This is a genomic window from Citrobacter braakii, from assembly GCF_009648935.1.
In the GTDB taxonomy this organism is placed as follows: Bacteria; Pseudomonadota; Gammaproteobacteria; order Enterobacterales; family Enterobacteriaceae; genus Citrobacter; species Citrobacter braakii.
Genome location: NZ_CP045771.1, coordinates 1456895 through 1475034 on the forward strand (window position 1 = coordinate 1456895; position 18140 = coordinate 1475034).

The 18140-nt window shown below is 53.0% G+C and carries 15 protein-coding genes; 9 read left to right on the forward strand and 6 right to left on the reverse strand.

Annotated elements, in window-relative coordinates; genetic code table 11:
• The first annotated feature begins 3 nt into the window (after positions 1–3).
• From GFC06_RS06825 to tldD, 4 genes are all read left to right on the forward strand, one after another.
• Positions 4–597, forward strand: coding sequence for a Maf family protein (locus GFC06_RS06825; protein WP_016157589.1), 594 nt, complete (start codon positions 4–6; stop codon positions 595–597).
• Positions 587–2056, forward strand: a complete 1470-nt coding sequence (gene rng / locus GFC06_RS06830) for a ribonuclease G (RefSeq protein WP_003828822.1) — start codon at positions 587–589, stop codon at positions 2054–2056. The genes GFC06_RS06825 and rng overlap by 11 nt, the downstream gene beginning before the upstream one ends.
• A gap of 114 nt (positions 2057–2170) precedes the next feature.
• Positions 2171–5971 carry an AsmA2 domain-containing protein YhdP gene (gene yhdP / locus GFC06_RS06835; RefSeq protein ID WP_153689971.1) on the forward strand — a complete coding sequence of 1267 codons (3801 nt, stop codon included), beginning with the start codon at positions 2171–2173 and terminating at the stop codon, positions 5969–5971.
• Between the two features lie 147 nt (positions 5972–6118).
• Positions 6119–7564 carry a metalloprotease TldD gene (gene tldD / locus GFC06_RS06840; protein WP_016154713.1) on the forward strand — a complete coding sequence of 482 codons (1446 nt, stop codon included), beginning with the start codon at positions 6119–6121 and terminating at the stop codon, positions 7562–7564.
• Positions 7565–7658: 94 nt separating this feature from the next.
• On the opposite strand, the gene aaeR is transcribed toward tldD, so the two are convergent.
• On the reverse strand, positions 7659–8588 hold the full coding sequence (gene aaeR, locus GFC06_RS06845; protein ID WP_016157586.1) for an HTH-type transcriptional activator AaeR: 930 nt from the start codon (positions 8586–8588) through the stop codon (positions 7659–7661).
• 184 nt (positions 8589–8772) lie between these two features.
• Between aaeR and aaeX the strand changes: the two genes are divergently transcribed.
• From aaeX to GFC06_RS06865, 4 genes are all read left to right on the forward strand, one after another.
• Complete coding sequence (gene aaeX, locus GFC06_RS06850) at positions 8773–8976, forward strand: p-hydroxybenzoic acid efflux pump operon protein AaeX (RefSeq protein ID WP_003025177.1); 204 nt, start codon at positions 8773–8775, stop codon at positions 8974–8976.
• Between the two features lie 7 nt (positions 8977–8983).
• Positions 8984–9916 carry a p-hydroxybenzoic acid efflux pump subunit AaeA gene (gene aaeA, locus GFC06_RS06855; RefSeq protein WP_016154711.1) on the forward strand — a complete coding sequence of 311 codons (933 nt, stop codon included), beginning with the start codon at positions 8984–8986 and terminating at the stop codon, positions 9914–9916.
• A 5-nt stretch (positions 9917–9921) separates the two neighbouring features.
• Positions 9922–11889: a p-hydroxybenzoic acid efflux pump subunit AaeB gene (aaeB, locus tag GFC06_RS06860; RefSeq protein WP_153689972.1), complete on the forward strand. Its 1968-nt coding sequence runs from the start codon at positions 9922–9924 to the stop codon at positions 11887–11889.
• Between the two features lie 119 nt (positions 11890–12008).
• Positions 12009–12287: a barstar family protein gene (locus tag GFC06_RS06865; protein ID WP_016154709.1), complete on the forward strand. Its 279-nt coding sequence runs from the start codon at positions 12009–12011 to the stop codon at positions 12285–12287.
• A gap of 56 nt (positions 12288–12343) precedes the next feature.
• On the opposite strand, the gene yhcN is transcribed toward GFC06_RS06865, so the two are convergent.
• Positions 12344–12610: a peroxide/acid stress response protein YhcN gene (gene yhcN, locus GFC06_RS06870; RefSeq protein WP_003025165.1), complete on the reverse strand. Its 267-nt coding sequence runs from the start codon at positions 12608–12610 to the stop codon at positions 12344–12346.
• Between the two features lie 376 nt (positions 12611–12986).
• On the reverse strand, positions 12987–13457 hold the full coding sequence (gene argR, locus GFC06_RS06875; RefSeq protein ID WP_003025162.1) for a transcriptional regulator ArgR: 471 nt from the start codon (positions 13455–13457) through the stop codon (positions 12987–12989).
• 436 nt (positions 13458–13893) lie between these two features.
• Between argR and mdh the strand changes: the two genes are divergently transcribed.
• Positions 13894–14829, forward strand: coding sequence for a malate dehydrogenase (gene mdh / locus GFC06_RS06880; RefSeq protein ID WP_008785953.1), 936 nt, complete (start codon positions 13894–13896; stop codon positions 14827–14829).
• A gap of 120 nt (positions 14830–14949) precedes the next feature.
• Here the strand turns inward: mdh and degS are convergent, their stop codons facing one another.
• From degS to zapG, 3 genes are all read right to left on the reverse strand, one after another.
• The gene (gene degS, locus GFC06_RS06885) at positions 14950–16017 is read right to left on the reverse strand and encodes an outer membrane-stress sensor serine endopeptidase DegS (RefSeq protein WP_003025154.1); all 1068 of its coding nucleotides are present in this window, start codon (positions 16015–16017) and stop codon (positions 14950–14952) included.
• A gap of 89 nt (positions 16018–16106) precedes the next feature.
• Positions 16107–17474 carry a serine endoprotease DegQ gene (gene degQ, locus GFC06_RS06890; protein WP_016154708.1) on the reverse strand — a complete coding sequence of 456 codons (1368 nt, stop codon included), beginning with the start codon at positions 17472–17474 and terminating at the stop codon, positions 16107–16109.
• A gap of 168 nt (positions 17475–17642) precedes the next feature.
• Positions 17643–18041, reverse strand: a complete 399-nt coding sequence (gene zapG / locus GFC06_RS06895) for a Z-ring associated protein ZapG (protein WP_003025147.1) — start codon at positions 18039–18041, stop codon at positions 17643–17645.
• Positions 18042–18140 lie beyond the last annotated feature (99 nt).

An 18140-nucleotide genomic window follows, 5' to 3' on the forward strand; every position in this document is an offset into this window, starting at 1 on the left:
GATATGAATACTCTGTATCTTGCTTCAGGTTCTCCACGTCGTCAGGAGCTGCTCGCTCAGCTTGGTGTTACCTTTGAACGGCTGGTGCCTGGGATTGAAGAACAGCGACACCCGCAGGAGAGCGCACAGCAGTATGTTTCGCGTCTGGCACGCGAAAAAGCGCAGGCTGGCGTGGCGCTGGCGCAGCGTGATTTGCCTGTATTGGGTGCAGATACCATTGTTATCCTTAATGGCGAAGTGCTGGAAAAACCACACGACGCCGCCCATGCCGCAGTAATGCTGCGCAAACTGTCGGGCAAAACGCATCAGGTCATGACCGCCGTGGCATTGGCCGATCGCCGGCACAGTCTGGACTGTCTGGTGGTGACGGAAGTGACGTTCAGAGCACTAACCGATGAGGACATCGCGGGCTATGTTGCCAGCGGTGAACCAATGGATAAAGCAGGTGCATACGGTATTCAAGGGTTGGGTGGCTGTTTTGTCAGGAAGATCAATGGCAGCTATCACGCCGTAGTCGGCTTACCGCTGGTAGAAACGTATGAGTTGCTGACCAATTTTAACGCACTGCGTGAGAAAAGGGATAAACATGACGGCTGAATTGTTGGTAAACGTAACGCCATCGGAAACTCGGGTGGCTTACATTGATGGCGGTATTCTGCAGGAAATTCATATTGAACGTGAGGCGCGACGCGGAATCGTAGGCAATATCTACAAAGGTCGTGTAAGTCGTGTACTTCCGGGTATGCAGGCGGCTTTTGTAGATATTGGACTGGATAAAGCCGCATTTCTTCACGCTTCAGACATCATGCCGCACACCGAATGCGTGGCGGGTGAAGAACAAAAACAGTTCACCGTGCGCGACATTTCTGAACTGGTTCGCCAGGGCCAGGATCTGATGGTGCAGGTGGTAAAAGATCCGTTGGGTACGAAGGGCGCACGCCTGACGACGGACATCACGCTTCCTTCCCGTTACCTCGTCTTTATGCCGGGTGCTTCGCACGTTGGCGTTTCCCAACGTATCGAAAGCGAAACCGAACGCGAACGCCTGAAAAAAGTGGTGGCGGATTACTGCGATGAACAGGGCGGATTCATCATTCGCACAGCGGCGGAAGGCGTCTGCGAGGAGGATCTGGCCTCGGATGCTGCCTACCTGAAGCGCGTCTGGACTAAAGTCATGGAGCGTAAAAAACGCCCGCAAACGCGCTACCAGATGTACGGTGAACTGGCGCTGGCGCAGCGCGTGTTGCGTGATTTTGCTGATGCCCAGCTTGACCGGATCCGCGTTGACTCTCGTCTGACTTATGAAGCGTTGCTGGAGTTCACAGCGGAATATATCCCCGAAATGACCAGCAAGCTGGAACATTACAGCGGGCGCCAGCCCATTTTTGATCTCTTTGACGTTGAGAATGAAATCCAGCGCGCGCTGGAACGCAAGGTTGAACTGAAATCTGGCGGCTATCTGATCATCGATCAAACTGAAGCAATGACCACCGTCGATATCAATACCGGAGCGTTTGTTGGGCATCGTAATCTCGACGACACTATCTTTAATACTAATATTGAAGCAACGCAGGCCATTGCTCGTCAGCTGCGTCTGCGTAACCTCGGCGGCATTATCATTATCGATTTTATCGACATGAATAATGAAGACCACCGTCGACGGGTACTGCACTCTCTGGAACAGGCGCTGAGCAAGGATCGCGTAAAAACCAGCATCAACGGTTTTTCACAGCTGGGCCTGGTGGAGATGACGCGCAAACGCACGCGTGAAAGCGTGGAGCATGTGTTGTGCAACGAGTGTCCGACCTGTCATGGGCGCGGTACGGTGAAAACCGTGGAAACAGTATGCTATGAAATCATGCGCGAAATCGTGCGGGTACACCATGCATATGACTCCGATCGTTTCCTGGTTTATGCATCTCCGGCAGTGGCTGAAACCCTGAAGGGTGAAGAGTCACATGCGTTGGCGGAAGTGGAAATCTTTGTCGGCAAACAGGTTAAAGTACAAGTCGAACCGCTGTATAACCAGGAGCAGTTCGACGTTGTCATGATGTAATCTGGCCTGGTAAACGCCCAATGGCGATACCTTGCAGGCCGGAGAAGGCGTTCACGCCGCCATCCGGCAAGACGGTTTTGTGAGTCACATTTTTTGGTAGACAAGGAGAGGCGCGTGAGGCGATTGCCGGGGATATTACTGCTCACTGGAGCCGCATTCGTTGTCATCGCAGCGCTGCTGGTCAGTGGGCTGCGCCTTGCGCTACCTCATCTTGATAGCTGGCGTCCGGTCATCCTTGGCAAGATTGAATCCGCCACCGGTCTGCCCGTCTCCGCCAGCCAACTTTCCGCTAGCTGGCAAAATTTCGGGCCTACTCTTGAAGCGCGCGATATCCATGCGCAGCTTAAAGATGGCGGTGAATTTTCGGTAAAGCGGGTCACATTAGCGCTGGATGTCTGGCAAAGCTTGCTGCACATGCGCTGGCAGTTTCGCGATCTCACCTTCTGGCAGTTGCAACTGCGTACCAATACCCCCATCCAGCGCAGCGAAAGCGGTGATGGAATTGAAGCCGGCCACCTGAGCGATCTCTTCCTGCGTCAGTTTGATCATTTCGATCTACGCGACAGCCAGATTAGCTTTTTAACCCTCTCAGGCCAGCGTGCAGAACTGGCGATCCCACAGCTTACCTGGCTTAACGGTAAAAATCGGCATCGCGCTGAAGGCCAGGTCAGTCTCTCCAGTTTGACCGGGCAGCACGGTGTTATGCAGGTTCGAATGGATCTGCGTGATGACAACGGGCTGTTGAATAACGGTCGGGTCTGGCTGCAGGCCGACGATATCGACGTCAAGCCGTGGCTGGGTAAATGGATGCAGGATAATGTCGCGTTGCAAACCGCGCGTTTTAGCCTGGAAGCATGGATGACGATCAGAAAAGGCGTCGTTTCCGGCGGCGATGTCTGGCTGAAAAAAGGTGGGGCAAGTTGGCTGGGAGAGAATCGTACGCACACGCTCTCCGTCGATAACCTGACGGCGCACATCAGCCGCGAGCAGTCGGGCTGGCAATTCTCCATTCCCGATACCCGTATCACGATGGATGATAAACCCTGGCCAAGCGGGGCGTTAGCGCTGGCCTGGATCCCTGAACAGGAAGTCGGCGGCGAGAATAACAAACGCAGCGACGAGCTACGCATCCGCGCCAGCAATCTGGAGCTGGCCGGGTTAGAAGGGCTGCGTCCGATGGCGGCCAAGTTATCGCCTGCGCTGGGTGATATCTGGCGGGCCACGCAGCCGAGCGGCAAAATAGATGTGCTGGCGCTGGATATCCCGTTACAGGCAACAGAAAAAACCCGCTTCCAGTCCTCGTGGACCAATTTGGCCTGGAAACAGTGGAAGCTGCTGCCAGGGGCAGAGCATTTCTCCGGTAGGCTTGCGGGCAGCGTTGAAAACGGGGCGCTCACTGCTTCCATGAAGCAAGCTAAAATGCCGTATGAAACCGTCTTTCGCGCACCGCTGGAAATAGAGGACGGCGTAGCGACGCTAAGCTGGCTGAAGAATGATAAAGGTTTCCAGTTAGATGGGCGCAATATTGATGTTAAAGCGAAAGCGGTACACGCACGCGGTGGTTTTCGCTATCTGCAGCCCGCCAATGACGAGCCATGGTTGGGCATTCTGGCAGGTATCAGCACCGACGATGGCTCTCAGGCCTGGCGTTACTTCCCGGAAAACCTGATGGGCAAAGAGCTTGTTGATTACCTCAGCGGCGCTATTCAGGGCGGCGAAGCGGATAACGCCACGTTGGTGTATGGCGGCGACCCGCATCTGTTCCCGTATCTACACAATGAAGGGCAGTTCCAGGTACTGGTGCCGCTTCGCAATGCGAAGTTTGCTTTCCAGCCCGACTGGCCCGCGCTGACTGACCTTAATATTGAACTGAACTTCATTAACGACGGTCTGTGGATGAAGACCGATAGCGTTAATCTGGGCGGTGTGAAGGCCAGTAATCTGACGGCTAACATCCCCGACTATGCCAAAGAAAAACTGCTGATTGATGCCGACATCAACGGGCCGGGCAAGGCGGTTAGACCTTATTTTGATGAGACGCCATTGAAGGATTCACTCGGCGCTACGCTTGAGCAGTTGCAGATTGACGGCGATGTGAATGCTCGCTTACATCTTGATATTCCGTTAGACGGCTCGCTGGTTACCGCCAAAGGTGACGTCAACCTGCGTAATAACAGCCTGTTTATTAAACCGCTCGACAGCACGCTGAAGAATTTGAATGGTAAATTCAGCTTTATCAACGGCGATCTGAAGAGCGAGCCGATGACCGCGAACTGGTTTAATCAGCCGCTGAACGTCGACTTTTCCACGACCGAAGGGGCGAAAGCCTATCAGGTAGCCGTGAATCTGCAAGGTGACTGGCAGCCAAGCCGCATGGGGATTTTACCGACGCAGGTCAACGACGCGTTGAATGGCAGCATAGCGTGGAATGGCAAGGTAGGAATCGATCTTCCGTATCATGCCGGGCCGACCTACAACGTTGAGTTAAAGGGCGACCTCAAGAATGTAAGTAGTCACTTACCTTCTCCGCTGAATAAGGCGGCCGGTGAGGCGTTGCCGGTGAACGTTAAGGCCAACGGCAATCTGCGCAGCTTTGATCTGACCGGCAACGCTGGCAGCAAGAATCATTTTAATAGCCGCTGGCTGCTGAATCAGAAACTGACGCTTGACCGCGCAATCTGGGCGTCGGAAAGCCGCACCGTGCCAGCGTTACCCGATCAACAAGGCATAGAGCTTAATCTTCCCCCTATGGATGGCGCGCAATGGCTGGCGTTATTCCAGAAAGGCGCTGTGGATAACGTGGGCAGCAACGCTAACTTCCCGCAGCGCATCACGGTGCGTACGCCATCGTTATCCCTGGGCGGTCAACAGTGGAATAATTTGAGTATCGTTTCTGAGCCTGCGAGCAATGGCTCCACCGTGCAGGCGCAGGGCCGTGAAATTAACGCCACGCTGGCTATGCGCAATAATGCGCCGTGGCTGGCCAATATTAAGTATCTTTATTACAACCCAAGCGCGGCAAAACCGTCACAAAATAGTACGCCAGCCTCTCCGTTCTCAGCCATCGACAACGTCAGCTTCCGTGGCTGGCCGGACCTTCAGCTGCGCTGTGCCGAGTGCTGGATGTGGGGACAGAAATACGGGCGCATTGACGCCGATGTAGCGATTAAAGGCGACACGCTCACCTTGAGTAACGGTCTGTTGGATACGGGTTTTGCCAGACTGACCACCGACGGCGTGTGGGTGAATGCGCCGGGCAAGGAGCGAACGTCGCTGAAGGGTAAACTGAGCGGCAATAAAATTGACTCCGCAGCCGGTTTCTTTGGCGTATCAACGCCGATTCGCAATTCTTCATTCAACGTGGAGTATGATCTGCATTGGCGTAATCCGCCGTGGGATCCTGATGTAGCCTCGCTGAATGGTATTTTGCGTACCCGGCTGGGCAAAGGCGAACTTACCGAACTCAGTACCGGACATGCGGGGCAACTGTTACGTCTGCTAAGCTTCGATGCGTTACTGCGTAAACTGCGCTTTGATTTTAGCGACACCTTCAGCGAAGGCTTCTATTTCGACTCGATTCGCAGCACGGCGTGGATCAAAGATGGCGTGATGCATACCGACGACACGCTGGTGGATGGTCTGGAAGCCGACATTGCGATGAAAGGCTCGGTGAACCTGGTACGCCGGGAGCTGGACATGGAAGCCATCGTCGCACCAGAAATATCTGCCACCGTAGGGGTTGCCGCCGCGTTTGCCGTCAACCCGATTGTTGGTGCGGCGGTGTTTGCCGCCAGTAAGGTACTGGGGCCGCTGTGGAGCAAAGTCTCAATTCTGCGCTATCGCATCACTGGTCCGGTCGATAAGCCGCAAATTAACGAAGTTCTGCGTCAGCCGCGCAAAGAAAGCCAGCAATGATTTGACGGGGGCGAGTAATTGCCCCAATCTCAGTACATAGTATTGCCGGATGGCGCAGCGCTTATCCGGCCTACAGCAGCCTAACAACGTAGGCCGGATAAGGCGTTTTTTCCGCTATCCGGCAGAATTAAATGAGTAATCAAAACGATGAGTCTGAACCTGGTAAGTGAACAATTGCTAGCGGCAAATGGCCTGAAACATCAGGATCTGTTTGCCATCCTGGGCCAACTGGCCGAACGCCGTCTTGATTACGGCGATCTCTATTTTCAGTCGAGCTATCACGAATCCTGGGTTTTAGAAGACCGCATCATTAAAGATGGTTCTTACAATATCGATCAGGGCGTTGGCGTGCGCGCCATCAGCGGCGAGAAAACAGGGTTTGCCTATGCAGACCAGATTAGCCTGTTGGCGCTGGAACAAAGCGCTCATGCCGCGCGTACTATCGTGCGTGACAACGGTGACGGCAAAGTAAAAACGCTGGGGGCCGTGGAGCATCAGGCGCTTTACACCTCGGTTGATCCGTTGCAGAGCATGAGCCGCGAAGAAAAACTCGATATCCTGCGCCGCGTAGACAACGTGGCCCGTGCCGCCGACAAACGCGTCCAGGAAGTGACCGCCAGCCTGACCGGTGTTTATGAACTGATCCTGGTGGCCGCGACTGATGGTACGCTGGCCGCTGACGTCCGCCCGCTGGTACGTTTGTCCGTAAGCGTACAGGTCGAAGAGGACGGTAAGCGTGAGCGCGGCGCCAGCGGTGGCGGCGGTCGTTTTGGCTATGACTATTTCCTTGGCGACCTCGATGGTGAAGTCCGTGCCGACGCGTGGGCGAAAGAGGCCGTACGCATGGCGTTAGTCAATCTGTCCGCGGTAGCAGCGCCTGCTGGTACGCTGCCGGTAGTACTCGGCGCTGGCTGGCCTGGTGTTCTGCTGCATGAAGCGGTCGGTCATGGTCTGGAAGGTGATTTTAACCGCCGTGGCACCTCGGTATTCAGCGGTCACATGGGTGAGCTGGTGGCGTCAGAACTGTGTACCGTTGTGGATGATGGCACAATGGCGGACCGTCGTGGTTCCGTGGCTATCGATGACGAAGGGACACCGGGTCAGTACAACGTGCTGATCGAAAACGGCATTCTGAAAGGCTACATGCAGGACAAACTGAATGCGCGCCTGATGGGCGTAGCGCCAACGGGTAACGGTCGCCGTGAATCTTACGCGCACCTGCCGATGCCGCGTATGACCAACACCTATATGCTGCCGGGGAAATCCACGCCGCAGGAAATCATCGAATCCGTTGAATACGGTATTTATGCGCCTAACTTTGGCGGCGGTCAGGTGGATATCACCTCCGGGAAATTTGTATTCTCGACGTCCGAAGCGTATCTGATTGAAAACGGTAAAGTGACCAAACCGGTGAAAGGCGCAACGCTGATTGGCTCCGGTATCGAAGCGATGCAGCAGATTTCGATGGTGGGTAACGACCTGAAACTGGATAACGGGGTTGGCGTTTGCGGTAAAGAAGGACAGAGCTTGCCGGTGGGCGTGGGCCAGCCGACGCTGAAGGTGGATAACTTGACCGTAGGTGGCACCGCGTAACGACCCGGTCGCCGGATAACGCTCAGCGTATCCGGCCTGGAATGTGCGTTGGCACTGAATGTAGGCCCGGTAAGCAAAGCGCTACCGGGCTTTTTTATTTCTCTTTGCCCCGGCCGTACATCCCCTGAAACAGCTGCGCCACATCGACAAAATAATCTGTCAGATAGTTAATCACCACCTGGACCTTGAGCGGTAGTTTGTCTTTTTCGGTATACAGCGCATAGACCGGACGTGGATCCGACTGGTAGCGGGGCAGCAGGATCTCCACTTCGCCACGATTGATCTCATTGATCACCCACATCAGCGGCACATAGGCAATGCCCGCGCCTGCGGCCAGCCAGCGCACCAGCGTCATCGGATCGTTAGTCACGAAGCGCCCTTCTGGGATCAGGCGGGTAGAGATCCCTTCCGGAGCGATAAGTTCGAATTCATTATCCGGGCGCACGCTGTATTCCAGCCACGAGTGGTTGCTGAGATCGGCGGGTTTTTCCGGCACGCCAAATTGCGCGAGATAGCTTTTAGCGGCGCAGACCACCATCGGCATGGTTCCCAGGCGACGTGAAAACAGGCTGGAGTCCTGCAACGCGCCGACGCGAATAACCACGTCCAGACCGTCGGCGATTAAATCCGGTGCCGGGATGCCTGTTACCAGATTTACCGTCAATCCTGGATACTCTTTCAGCATCGTTGCGGTCAACCCAGCGAGGACATTTTGTGCCATGGTTGAAGAACAGCCAATGCGCAAGGTGCCGATGGGCGTGTTGTTAAAGGCATAAAGCTGTTCGTGAACATCCTGTGCTTCGTGCAGCATCCGGCGGCAACCCTGATAATAAATTTTACCGGCTTCGGTTAGCCCAATGCTGCGTGTGCTGCGGTTTAGCAGCTTGACCTGTAGCTCATCTTCCAGTTTAGAGACCGTCTGGCTTATCGATGAAACGCTCATTTGTAGCTGTCTTGCGGCGGCGGTGAAGGAGCCCAGTTCGACAACTTTGGCAAACACCGACATACGTTTTAATCGTTCCATTGTTCACTCTGACTTAAAAGTGATTTAGATCACATAATATAGATAACAGCATAACAGTTACGTTAATATATTATTATTCAAATAACAGCTATGTCGCTCTCGCCTGGCTCATCCTTGCCCTTCTCTGCGGTGACATACGCTAGAAAATCTATCACCTGCACTCTCTTAAGCTACCAAGGTCAACATGAGTCTGTTTCCCGTTATCGTGGTGTTTGGTCTGTCCTTCCCACCGATTTTTTTCGAATTACTTTTGTCACTGGCGATTTTCTGGCTGGTGCGCCGGGTACTGGTTCCAACTGGCATCTATGATTTTGTCTGGCACCCGGCTCTGTTTAACACCGCGCTGTATTGCTGCCTGTTCTATTTAATAACGCGCCTGTTCGTTTGAGGTTGAAGTGAAAACACTAACAAGAAAACTCTCCCGTACGGCCACGACTCTCGTACTGGTCATTCTGGCCTTCATCGCCATTTTCCGCGCATGGGTGTTCTACACCGAGTCGCCGTGGACGCGTGATGCGCGCTTCAGCGCCGACGTTGTGGCAATAGCCCCGGATGTCGCCGGGCTTATCACTAACGTCAACGTTCATGATAATCAACTGGTGAAGAAAGACCAGGTTCTGTTTACCATCGATCAGCCGCGCTATAAAAAAGCGCTCGAAGAAGCGGAAGCAGACGTCGCCTACTATCAGGTGTTATCACAGGAAAAACGCCAGGAGGCCAGCCGTCGTAACCGGCTGGGCGTGCAGGCTATGTCTCGTGAGGAGATCGACCAGTCAAACAATGTCCTGCAAACCGTATTACACCAGCTTGCGAAGGCGCAGGCGACCCGCGACCTGGCGAAATTAGATCTGGAACGTACCGTCATTCGCGCGCCAGCAGATGGCTGGGTGACTAACCTGAACGTCTACAGCGGCGAATTTATTACTCGCGGCTCTACGGCGGTGGCGTTGGTCAAACAGCATTCTTTTTATGTGCTGGCCTATATGGAAGAAACCAAGCTGGAAGGCGTCCGCCCTGGGTATCGCGCAGAGATCACCCCGCTGGGCAGTAATCATGTGCTGAAGGGCACCGTTGATAGCGTGGCGGCTGGTGTAACGAATGCCAGCAGCACGCGGGACGCAAAGGGTATGGCGACCATTGATTCCAATCTTGAATGGGTGCGTCTGGCGCAGCGTGTACCGGTGCGAATTCGTCTTGATGAGCAGCAGGGAACCCTGTGGCCTGCGGGGACTACGGCTACCGTCGTCATTACCGGCAAGCAGGATCGCGATGCAAGCCGGGAATCCTTCTTCCGTAAAATGGCGCATCGCCTGCGCGAGTTTGGCTAATCGTGATGGGCATTTTCTCTATTGCCAACCAGCATATCCGCTTTGCGGTAAAACTGGCGTGCGCGATTGTACTGGCGCTGTTCGTTGGCTTTCACTTCCAACTTGAGACCCCGCGCTGGGCAGTGCTGACCGCCGCCATTGTGGCGGCTGGCCCGGCCTTTGCCGCTGGCGGAGAGCCCTATTCTGGTGCTATACGCTATCGCGGCATGCTGCGTATTGTTGGGACATTTATCGGCTGTATTGCTGCACTGATCATTATCATCAGCATGATCCGCGCCCCGTTATTGATGATCCTGGTGTGTTGTATCTGGGCCGGTTTTTGTACCTGGATCTCGTCGCTTGTGAAGATCGAAAACTCCTATGCCTGGGGACTTTCGGGCTATACGGCGCTGATCATCGTCATTACCATTCAGGCTGAACCGCTGCTGACGCCGCAATTTGCGCTCGAACGCTGTAGTGAAATAGTGATGGGGATTGTCTGTGCTATTGTGGCCGATCTGCTCTTTTCGCCCCGTTCGGTGAAACAGGAGATTGATGTCGAACTGGATAGCCTGCTGGTGGCGCAGTATCAGCTTATGCAGCTGTGCATTAAGCATGGTGACAGTGAAGAAGTGGACAAAGCCTGGGGCGATTTAGTCCGGCGTACGGCGGCACTGGAAGGCATGCGAAGTAACCTGAATATGGAGTCCTCACGTTGGGGGCGGGCTAACCGCAGGCTCAAAGCATTGAACACGCTGTCACTCACGCTCATCACGCAGTCCTGCGAAACCTATCTTATTCAGAACACTCGACCCGAACTGATCACTGATACCTTCCGCGAGTTGTTCAATATGCCGGTTGAAACGGTGCAGGATGTTCATAAACAGTTGAAGCGGATGCGGCGGGTGATTGCCTGGACCGGCGAACGCGAAACGCCGATCACGATATATAGTTGGGCAGGCGCCGCGACGCGCTACTTGTTGCTCAAACGCGGTGTAGTGAGTAATACCAAAATTAGCGCCACGGAAGAAGAGATCCTGCAAGGTGAGCCAGTAGTGAAGGTGGAGTCTGCCGAGCGCCATCATGCGATGGTCAACTTCTGGCGCACCACGCTTTCTTGTGTGCTGGGAACTTTATTCTGGCTGTGGACCGGATGGACCTCCGGCAGCGGCGCAATGGTGATGATTGCGGTTGTCACTTCGCTGGCAATGCGTTTGCCCAACCCGCGCATGGTGGCGATAGACTTTATTTACGGTACGTTGGCGGCGTTACCGCTCGGGGCGCTCTATTTCCTGGTGATTATCCCCAATACGCAACAAAGCATGTTGTTACTGTGCCTGAGCCTGGCGGTGCTGGGGTTCTTTCTGGGTATAGAGGTACAGAAACGACGGCTGGGATCAATGGGGGCGCTGGCCAGCACTATTAATATCATCGTGCTGGATAACCCGATGACCTTCCACTTTAGCCAGTTCCTTGACAGTGCGCTGGGGCAGATTGTTGGCTGCGTGCTGGCATTTATCGTCATTCTGTTGGTGCGCGATAACTCTCGTGACAGAACGGGTCGCGTGTTGCTCAACCAGTTTGTCTCGGCGGCGGTTTCAGCGATGACTACCAACGTGGTACGTCGTAAAGAAAACCATCTCCCGGCGCTTTATCAGCAGCTGTTTTTGCTGATGAACAAATTTCCCGGCGACCTGGCGAAGTTTCGCCTGGCGCTGACGATGATCATTGCGCATCAGCGCCTGCGCGATGCGCCGATACCGGTAAACGAGGATCTATCCACGTTCCATCGCCAGCTTCGTCGCACTGCGGATCACGTGATTTCCGCAGGCAACGACGACAAGCGCCGACGCTACTTTAGCCAACTGCTGGAAGAGCTTGAGATCTATCAGGAGAAATTAATCATCTGGCAAGCGCCACCGCAGGTGACCGAGCCGGTAAAACGACTTAGCGGGATGCTGCACAAATACCAGCATGCGCTGACCAGTAATTAAGAGTTGGAAACCGACGCTAAAGGCGTCGGTTTTTTTATGGCTATACTTACCTGAAAATGCAGGAGGTTCCTGCATATTGATGGTCTGTAGAGTGACTGGCGTCGGGATGGTGGCTATAGATGAACATCTATACATTTGATTTTGACGAGATAGAAGACCAGGGGGATTTCTACCGTGAGTTTACGCGCGCGTTCGGTCTCGCCCGGGAAAAGGTGGTTGATTTAGATTCTCTGTGGGAGGTGGTTATCGGGGACGTTTTACCGCTGCCGCTGGAGATTGAATTTGTTCATTTGCCGGACAAGCTACGCAGGCGATACGGCGCGCTGATTTTACTGTTCGATGAAGCGGAAGAAGAGCTGGAAGGACAGCTGCGCTTTAACGTTCGTCACTCAATGTAAGGCATAAAAAAGCCCCCGGCAGGCGGGGGCAAGTCGTCGGACTAGACGACGAGGGTTTATTTGTAGAGTTCTGCAGTCGCGTGCCAGTGAGCGCCTTCACGGAGTTCGGTGACGCGATAGCTGCTGGCACCCGCTTTTTCAGCTTTAGCGGCGATGGCCTGACGCATGTCCATTGGTGAGCTACCGATCTGAGATACGGAGATGCTGCCCATGGATTGCAGGTTCTGTGCTTCTTGTGAGTTCACCTGAGTCACTGCGGCGCTTGCACCGAAAGAGAGAACAGAAAGAAGGCTTAAGGTTGCAATAGTTGTTTTGATTTTCATGATATTTACCTCGTCGAATTCTTTTATTGGGGTCTGCGTTTCGTGACCCTCATCACAAAATCAAGTATACACTAATCACTCGATAAATTAATACCACGCTAATTGTTTCCATGCGGATTAAGTATTAAGAAAAATATTTTTTATAACCAAACAGAATTAAAAATAGGGTTTTAAACATCAATTTTATAATAAATTCAATTAAATCATTGAGATATGAATTTTTGCAAAATGTGCGTTTTTAACTCTTCATATTCGCTATGTGAATGACTTTTGACGGTTAAACGCACCATTTGTTAAATCAATGACAGTGGATAATAGAGGGAGGAGGGTGGAAACAGAGGTTTTTCCCCCGCCGCGAGGCGACGGGGAGGAAGTATTACAGCTCTTGTTCAAACAGTTCCAGAATGGCTTCGTACAAATCTTTTACCGTAAAACCCTTAGCTGGGGTGGTGAAGATGGTATCGTCACCGGCAATTGTACCCAGAATCCCTTCCGCTTTACCTAATGAGTCCAGCAGACGTGCAATCAACTGAGCAGCACCAGGGCTGGTATGAATAACCACAACTGCATCGTTGTAATCGATATCCAATACCAGATTTTTCAGTGGACTGGATGTTGTAGGTACCCCTAACTCTGCCGGCAGGCAGTACACCATTTCCATTTTCGCATTGCGGGTACGCACGGCGCCGAACTTGGTCAGCATGCGAGAAACCTTGGACTGATTGATATTATCAAAGCCCTGATCCTGCAACGCGAGGACGATTTCGCCCTGAGAGCTGAACTTTTCTTCTTTAAGCAGCGCTTTAAACGCCTTTACTAATTCTTCTTGTTTTGCCGAGCTTCGCATAAGTCACCCGTAATATGGCGGTAGAAACAACATTATTGTGCATACAGATGAATTTTTATGCAAACAGTCTGCCTTGTTCAAGGCTGAAATAATGTTATGAAAGAGCGGAATTTTATCAAATTTCGTTATCAAGAAACATGCCTGTGTCACGGCTCGCAAATAAGGTTAAAAGTAAATTAAATGTTATCAAATTGATGTTGTTTTGAGAGGTGGGTAGGGTATATTGTCAGCACCTGTTGGAAAGTTGCTCTACTGTGCGGGTGGTTTTGAATTACGTAACTTAGGTTTTATTTTACGTAAGTTAAATGCATAAAAGCCAAATTTGCGTGACTACGCATTCTTGACGCGTGGTTGTTGTATTCGTTGGATTTGTGAATTAAGGTCGCCGCCGCGGAGCAATAGACACTTTGCTTATCAATATAATAAGGAGTTTAGGATGAAAGTTGCAGTCCTCGGCGCTGCTGGTGGTATCGGTCAGGCGCTAGCATTACTGTTAAAAACCCAACTGCCTTCAGGTTCAGAACTCTCCCTGTACGACATCGCTCCAGTAACGCCTGGCGTGGCCGTTGATTTGAGCCATATCCCTACTGCTGTGAAAATCAAAGGCTTCAGCGGCGAAGACGCTACCCCTGCACTGGAAGGTGCTGATGTGGTACTGATCTCTGCGGGTGTCGCACGTAAACCGGGTATGGATCGTTCCGACCTGTTCAACGTTAACGCCGGTATCGTGAAGAACCTGGTGCAGCAGGTTGCTAAAACCTGCCCGAAAGCATGTATCGGTATCATCACCAACCCGGTGAACACGACCGTTGCTATCGCTGCAGAAGTGCTGAAAAAAGCAGGCGTATACGATAAGAACAAACTGTTTGGCGTGACCACGCTGGACATCATCCGCTCCAACACCTTTGTTGCGGAACTGAAAGGCAAGCAGCCTGGTGACGTTGAAGTCCCGGTTATTGGCGGCCACTCTGGCGTGACCATTCTCCCGCTGCTGTCACAAATCCCTGGCGTGAGCTTCACTGAGCAAGAAGCGGCTGACCTGACCAAACGTATCCAGAATGCGGGTACTGAAGTTGTGGAAGCTAAAGCCGGTGGCGGATCTGCAACCCTGTCTATGGGTCAGGCTGCAGCACGTTTCGGCCTGTCACTGGTTCGCGCGCTGAGCGGCGAAAAAGGCGTGGTTGAATGTGCTTACGTTGAAGGCGACGGCCAGTATGCTCGATTCTTCTCTCAGCCGCTGCTGTTGGGTAAAAACGGCGTAGAAGAACGCCAGTCTATCGGCAAGCTGAGCGCATTTGAGCAGAGCTCGCTGGAAGGTATGCTGGATACGCTGAAGAAAGATATCACCCTGGGTGAAGAGTTCGTTAAATAACGCCTTTATGTAGGCCGGATGGCGGTGTTTAGCACTTTATCCGTCCTACAAATATCGCGAATTTGACGCATAAAAAAACCGGAGCTATCTCCGGTTTTTTTACATCATTTCGTTTGTGATTTAGTTTGTAGCCGGGTATTCCTGAATCGTTACCTGCAGCGTCAACTGCTTGTCATCACGCATCACGACAACTGAGATAACCGAACCAGGGCGAATCTCTGCCACCTGGTCCATGGTCTCCAGCGCAGATACCGCCGGTTTGTTATTGACCGAAATAATCAGATCGTTAACCTGAATTCCTGCCTGCGCTGCCGGACCGTCTGGGGCCACTTCGTTAACTACAATCCCCTGAATTTGATCCATCCCGCCGCCCTGGGCGTGCAGTGGCGCAATTTCGCGACCGCTGATGCCGATGTAGCCACGAATCACGCGTCCGTCACGAATCAGCTTATCCATGATTTTGGTTGCCAACTGAAACGGAATAGCAAAGCCGATCCCTTCCGGGGTTTCGCCATCGTTGCTCTTATCAAATGACAGCGTGTTAATACCCATTAACTCGCCCAGCGAGTTGACCAACGCGCCGCCGGAGTTGCCGTGGTTGATGGAGGCATCCGTTTGCAGGAAGTTTTGCCGTCCAGTCGGGTTCAGGCCAATACGACCGGTGGCGCTGATAATCCCCTGAGTGATGGTTTGCCCAAGGTTGTACGGGTTACCAATGGCGAGGACGACATCGCCGATGTGCGGCACGCGTTTGTTATTAATTGGAATTGTCGGCAGTCCGCCAGTCGCGTTGATTTTCAGCACCGCAAGATCGGTTAACGTATCAGAACCCACAAGCAGCGCTTCGAATACACGCCCATCCTGCAACGCGACGATGATTTGGTCGGCATCATTAATGACGTGCTTATTGGTAATGATATAGCCGCGCTGATCCATGATAACGCCTGAGCCGAGTGTGCGGATCTCAAGCTGGTTATGTGCTGTGCTGTTCATACTACGGTTATAAACGTTAACGACGGCAGGCGCTGCACGGCGAACCGCCGGGTTATAGCTGGCGGGCGTTTCATCTGCACTGTCGAACTGTGGCGCGGTAAGCGTATTTATTTTTCGCAGAGAGGGCATCGCGGCCAGCAGAATAGCGCCGACGATTAAACCAATCGCGACCGAACGTAAAAGCTTCACAAACATGATGGCGGCGTCATTAATAAAGGGAACGGCAGCAGCATATCACGAGTTTACCGGACATCACACGGGGGGCTGATGTCCGGTTGCATGCGTTAACGCAGGAGCAGGTAAATACTCTCGTTACCACGAACTACCTGCAGAGCGATGATCGACGGTTTCGTTTCCAGCACTTTACGCATTTCGGCGATCGAGTTTACACGATCGCGGTTAACGCCAATGATAACGTCATCTTTATGCAGACCGGCCTGCGCGGCTGGGCTACTTTTTTCAACGTTATCAATTTTGATGCCTTTGGTGCCGTCTTTAAGCTGACCGTCACTGAGCGTAGCCCCTTGCAACGCAGGAGCAATCATCTCCGCGCTGGCGGACGATGATGTACTGGTATCCAGGGTTACTTCAACCTCCAGCGGTTTACCGTTACGCAGCAGGCCCAGTTTGACTTTGGTCCCTGGTTCGGTTGTCGCTATGCGTGAACGCAGTTCGGCGAAGCTGTTGAGCGGTTTGCCGTTGAGGCTGGTAATGACATCACCAGACTTCACACCTGCTTTTGCGGAGCCAGAGTTAGGCAGAACCTCGCTGACAAACGCGCCGCGCTGCACGTCCAGTTTGAACGCTTTGGCGATATCGGCGGTCATTTCGGTGCCTTTAATTCCCAGCAGACCACGTTTGATTTCACCAAACTGCATCAGTTGCTGCGCCAGCGTACGTGCCATATTGCTCGGGATCGCAAAACCAATACCGATGCTACCGCCGCCGGGGGCCAGAATCGCGGTGTTAATGCCAATCAGCTCACCATTGAGGTTTAGCAACGCGCCGCCGGAGTTACCCCGGTTGATGGAGGCGTCGGTCTGAATAAAGTTTTCCAGACCTTCCAGGTTCAACCCGCTGCGACCCAAAGCCGATACGATGCCGGAGGTGGCCGTTTGCCCCAAACCAAACGGGTTACCCACGGCCACCGCGAAATCACCGACGCGGAGTTTGTCGGAGTCGGCAATGGCAATTTGCGTCAGGTTGCTGGGGTGTTGAATTTGCAGCAGAGCGATATCGCTCTGGTCGTCGCTGCCGATAAGCTTAGCGTCGAACTCACGGCCATCGTTAAGCTGAACGCTGATTTTTTGCGCCTGATTGATGACGTGATTATTGGTCAGGACGTAGCCTTTGGCGGCATCAATGATGACCCCGGAACCCAGCCCTTCAAAAGGTTGTGCAGGTTGATCGGGAAGTTCATCACCAAAAAACTTTTTGAACTCTTCCGGGACTTTCTGCCCCTGAGCGGCGGTGCCTTCGACCCTTACGCTCACCACGGCAGGTAACACTTTCTCCAGCATCGGGGCGAGGCTGGGGAGCGCAGCCTGACCGGGAACCTGGCCGGGAATCGACGCTGCGGCTGGGAATGGCGCCGAGAGAGTTAACCCGACACTTAACGCTAATGCACTCAACAGCTGGGTGTGTTTTTTCATGGATCCTGCTCTCGTACCTTGAGTAAACGGAAGATGATTCAAAACAGTTTGATGTTATTGAATTTTCGGTTTGGTCACAATGAGGCTAACGACTAAATAATAGCTGGGACAGGAAGAGAAGCGGAGGGCGCAATTGCTGCGCCCAATAAATTTCTTAACGATGTGCAGTTAGTCGCGCTTTGCGCCACTACGCAGCAGGCCAGATGCGCCTTCAGAATAGTCACGCGGCATCTGAACCGGCGCCTGATCGTTACCCGCTTCGGACTCTGCCAGACGATTACGGAACGGATTATTTTCCGGTGACATACCCGGCAGCAGGTTGCTGGAGCTTTTCGCCATATGCTGGTAGATCTGACGATAATCGTCCGCCATGTTATCCAGCAGTTCAGCGCTGCGGGCAAAGTGGCTCACCAGCTCTTCGCGGTACTCTTCCAGCTCAGCTTTATTTTTTTCCAGTTCGTACTGCAATGCCTGCTGTTGGCGTAATTTACGATTACCAAAACGCATGGCTACAGCACCAATAATGATACCGACGACTAACCCAATTAGCGCATATTCCCAGGTCATGAACATCTCCCGTTGTCTTGTGTTTCCGTAGGGTGTTGGCTTTAGGCTCCATGCCTGCGCCTGATTATGCCACTATAACCGCTAATCCCGTAGAAGTGG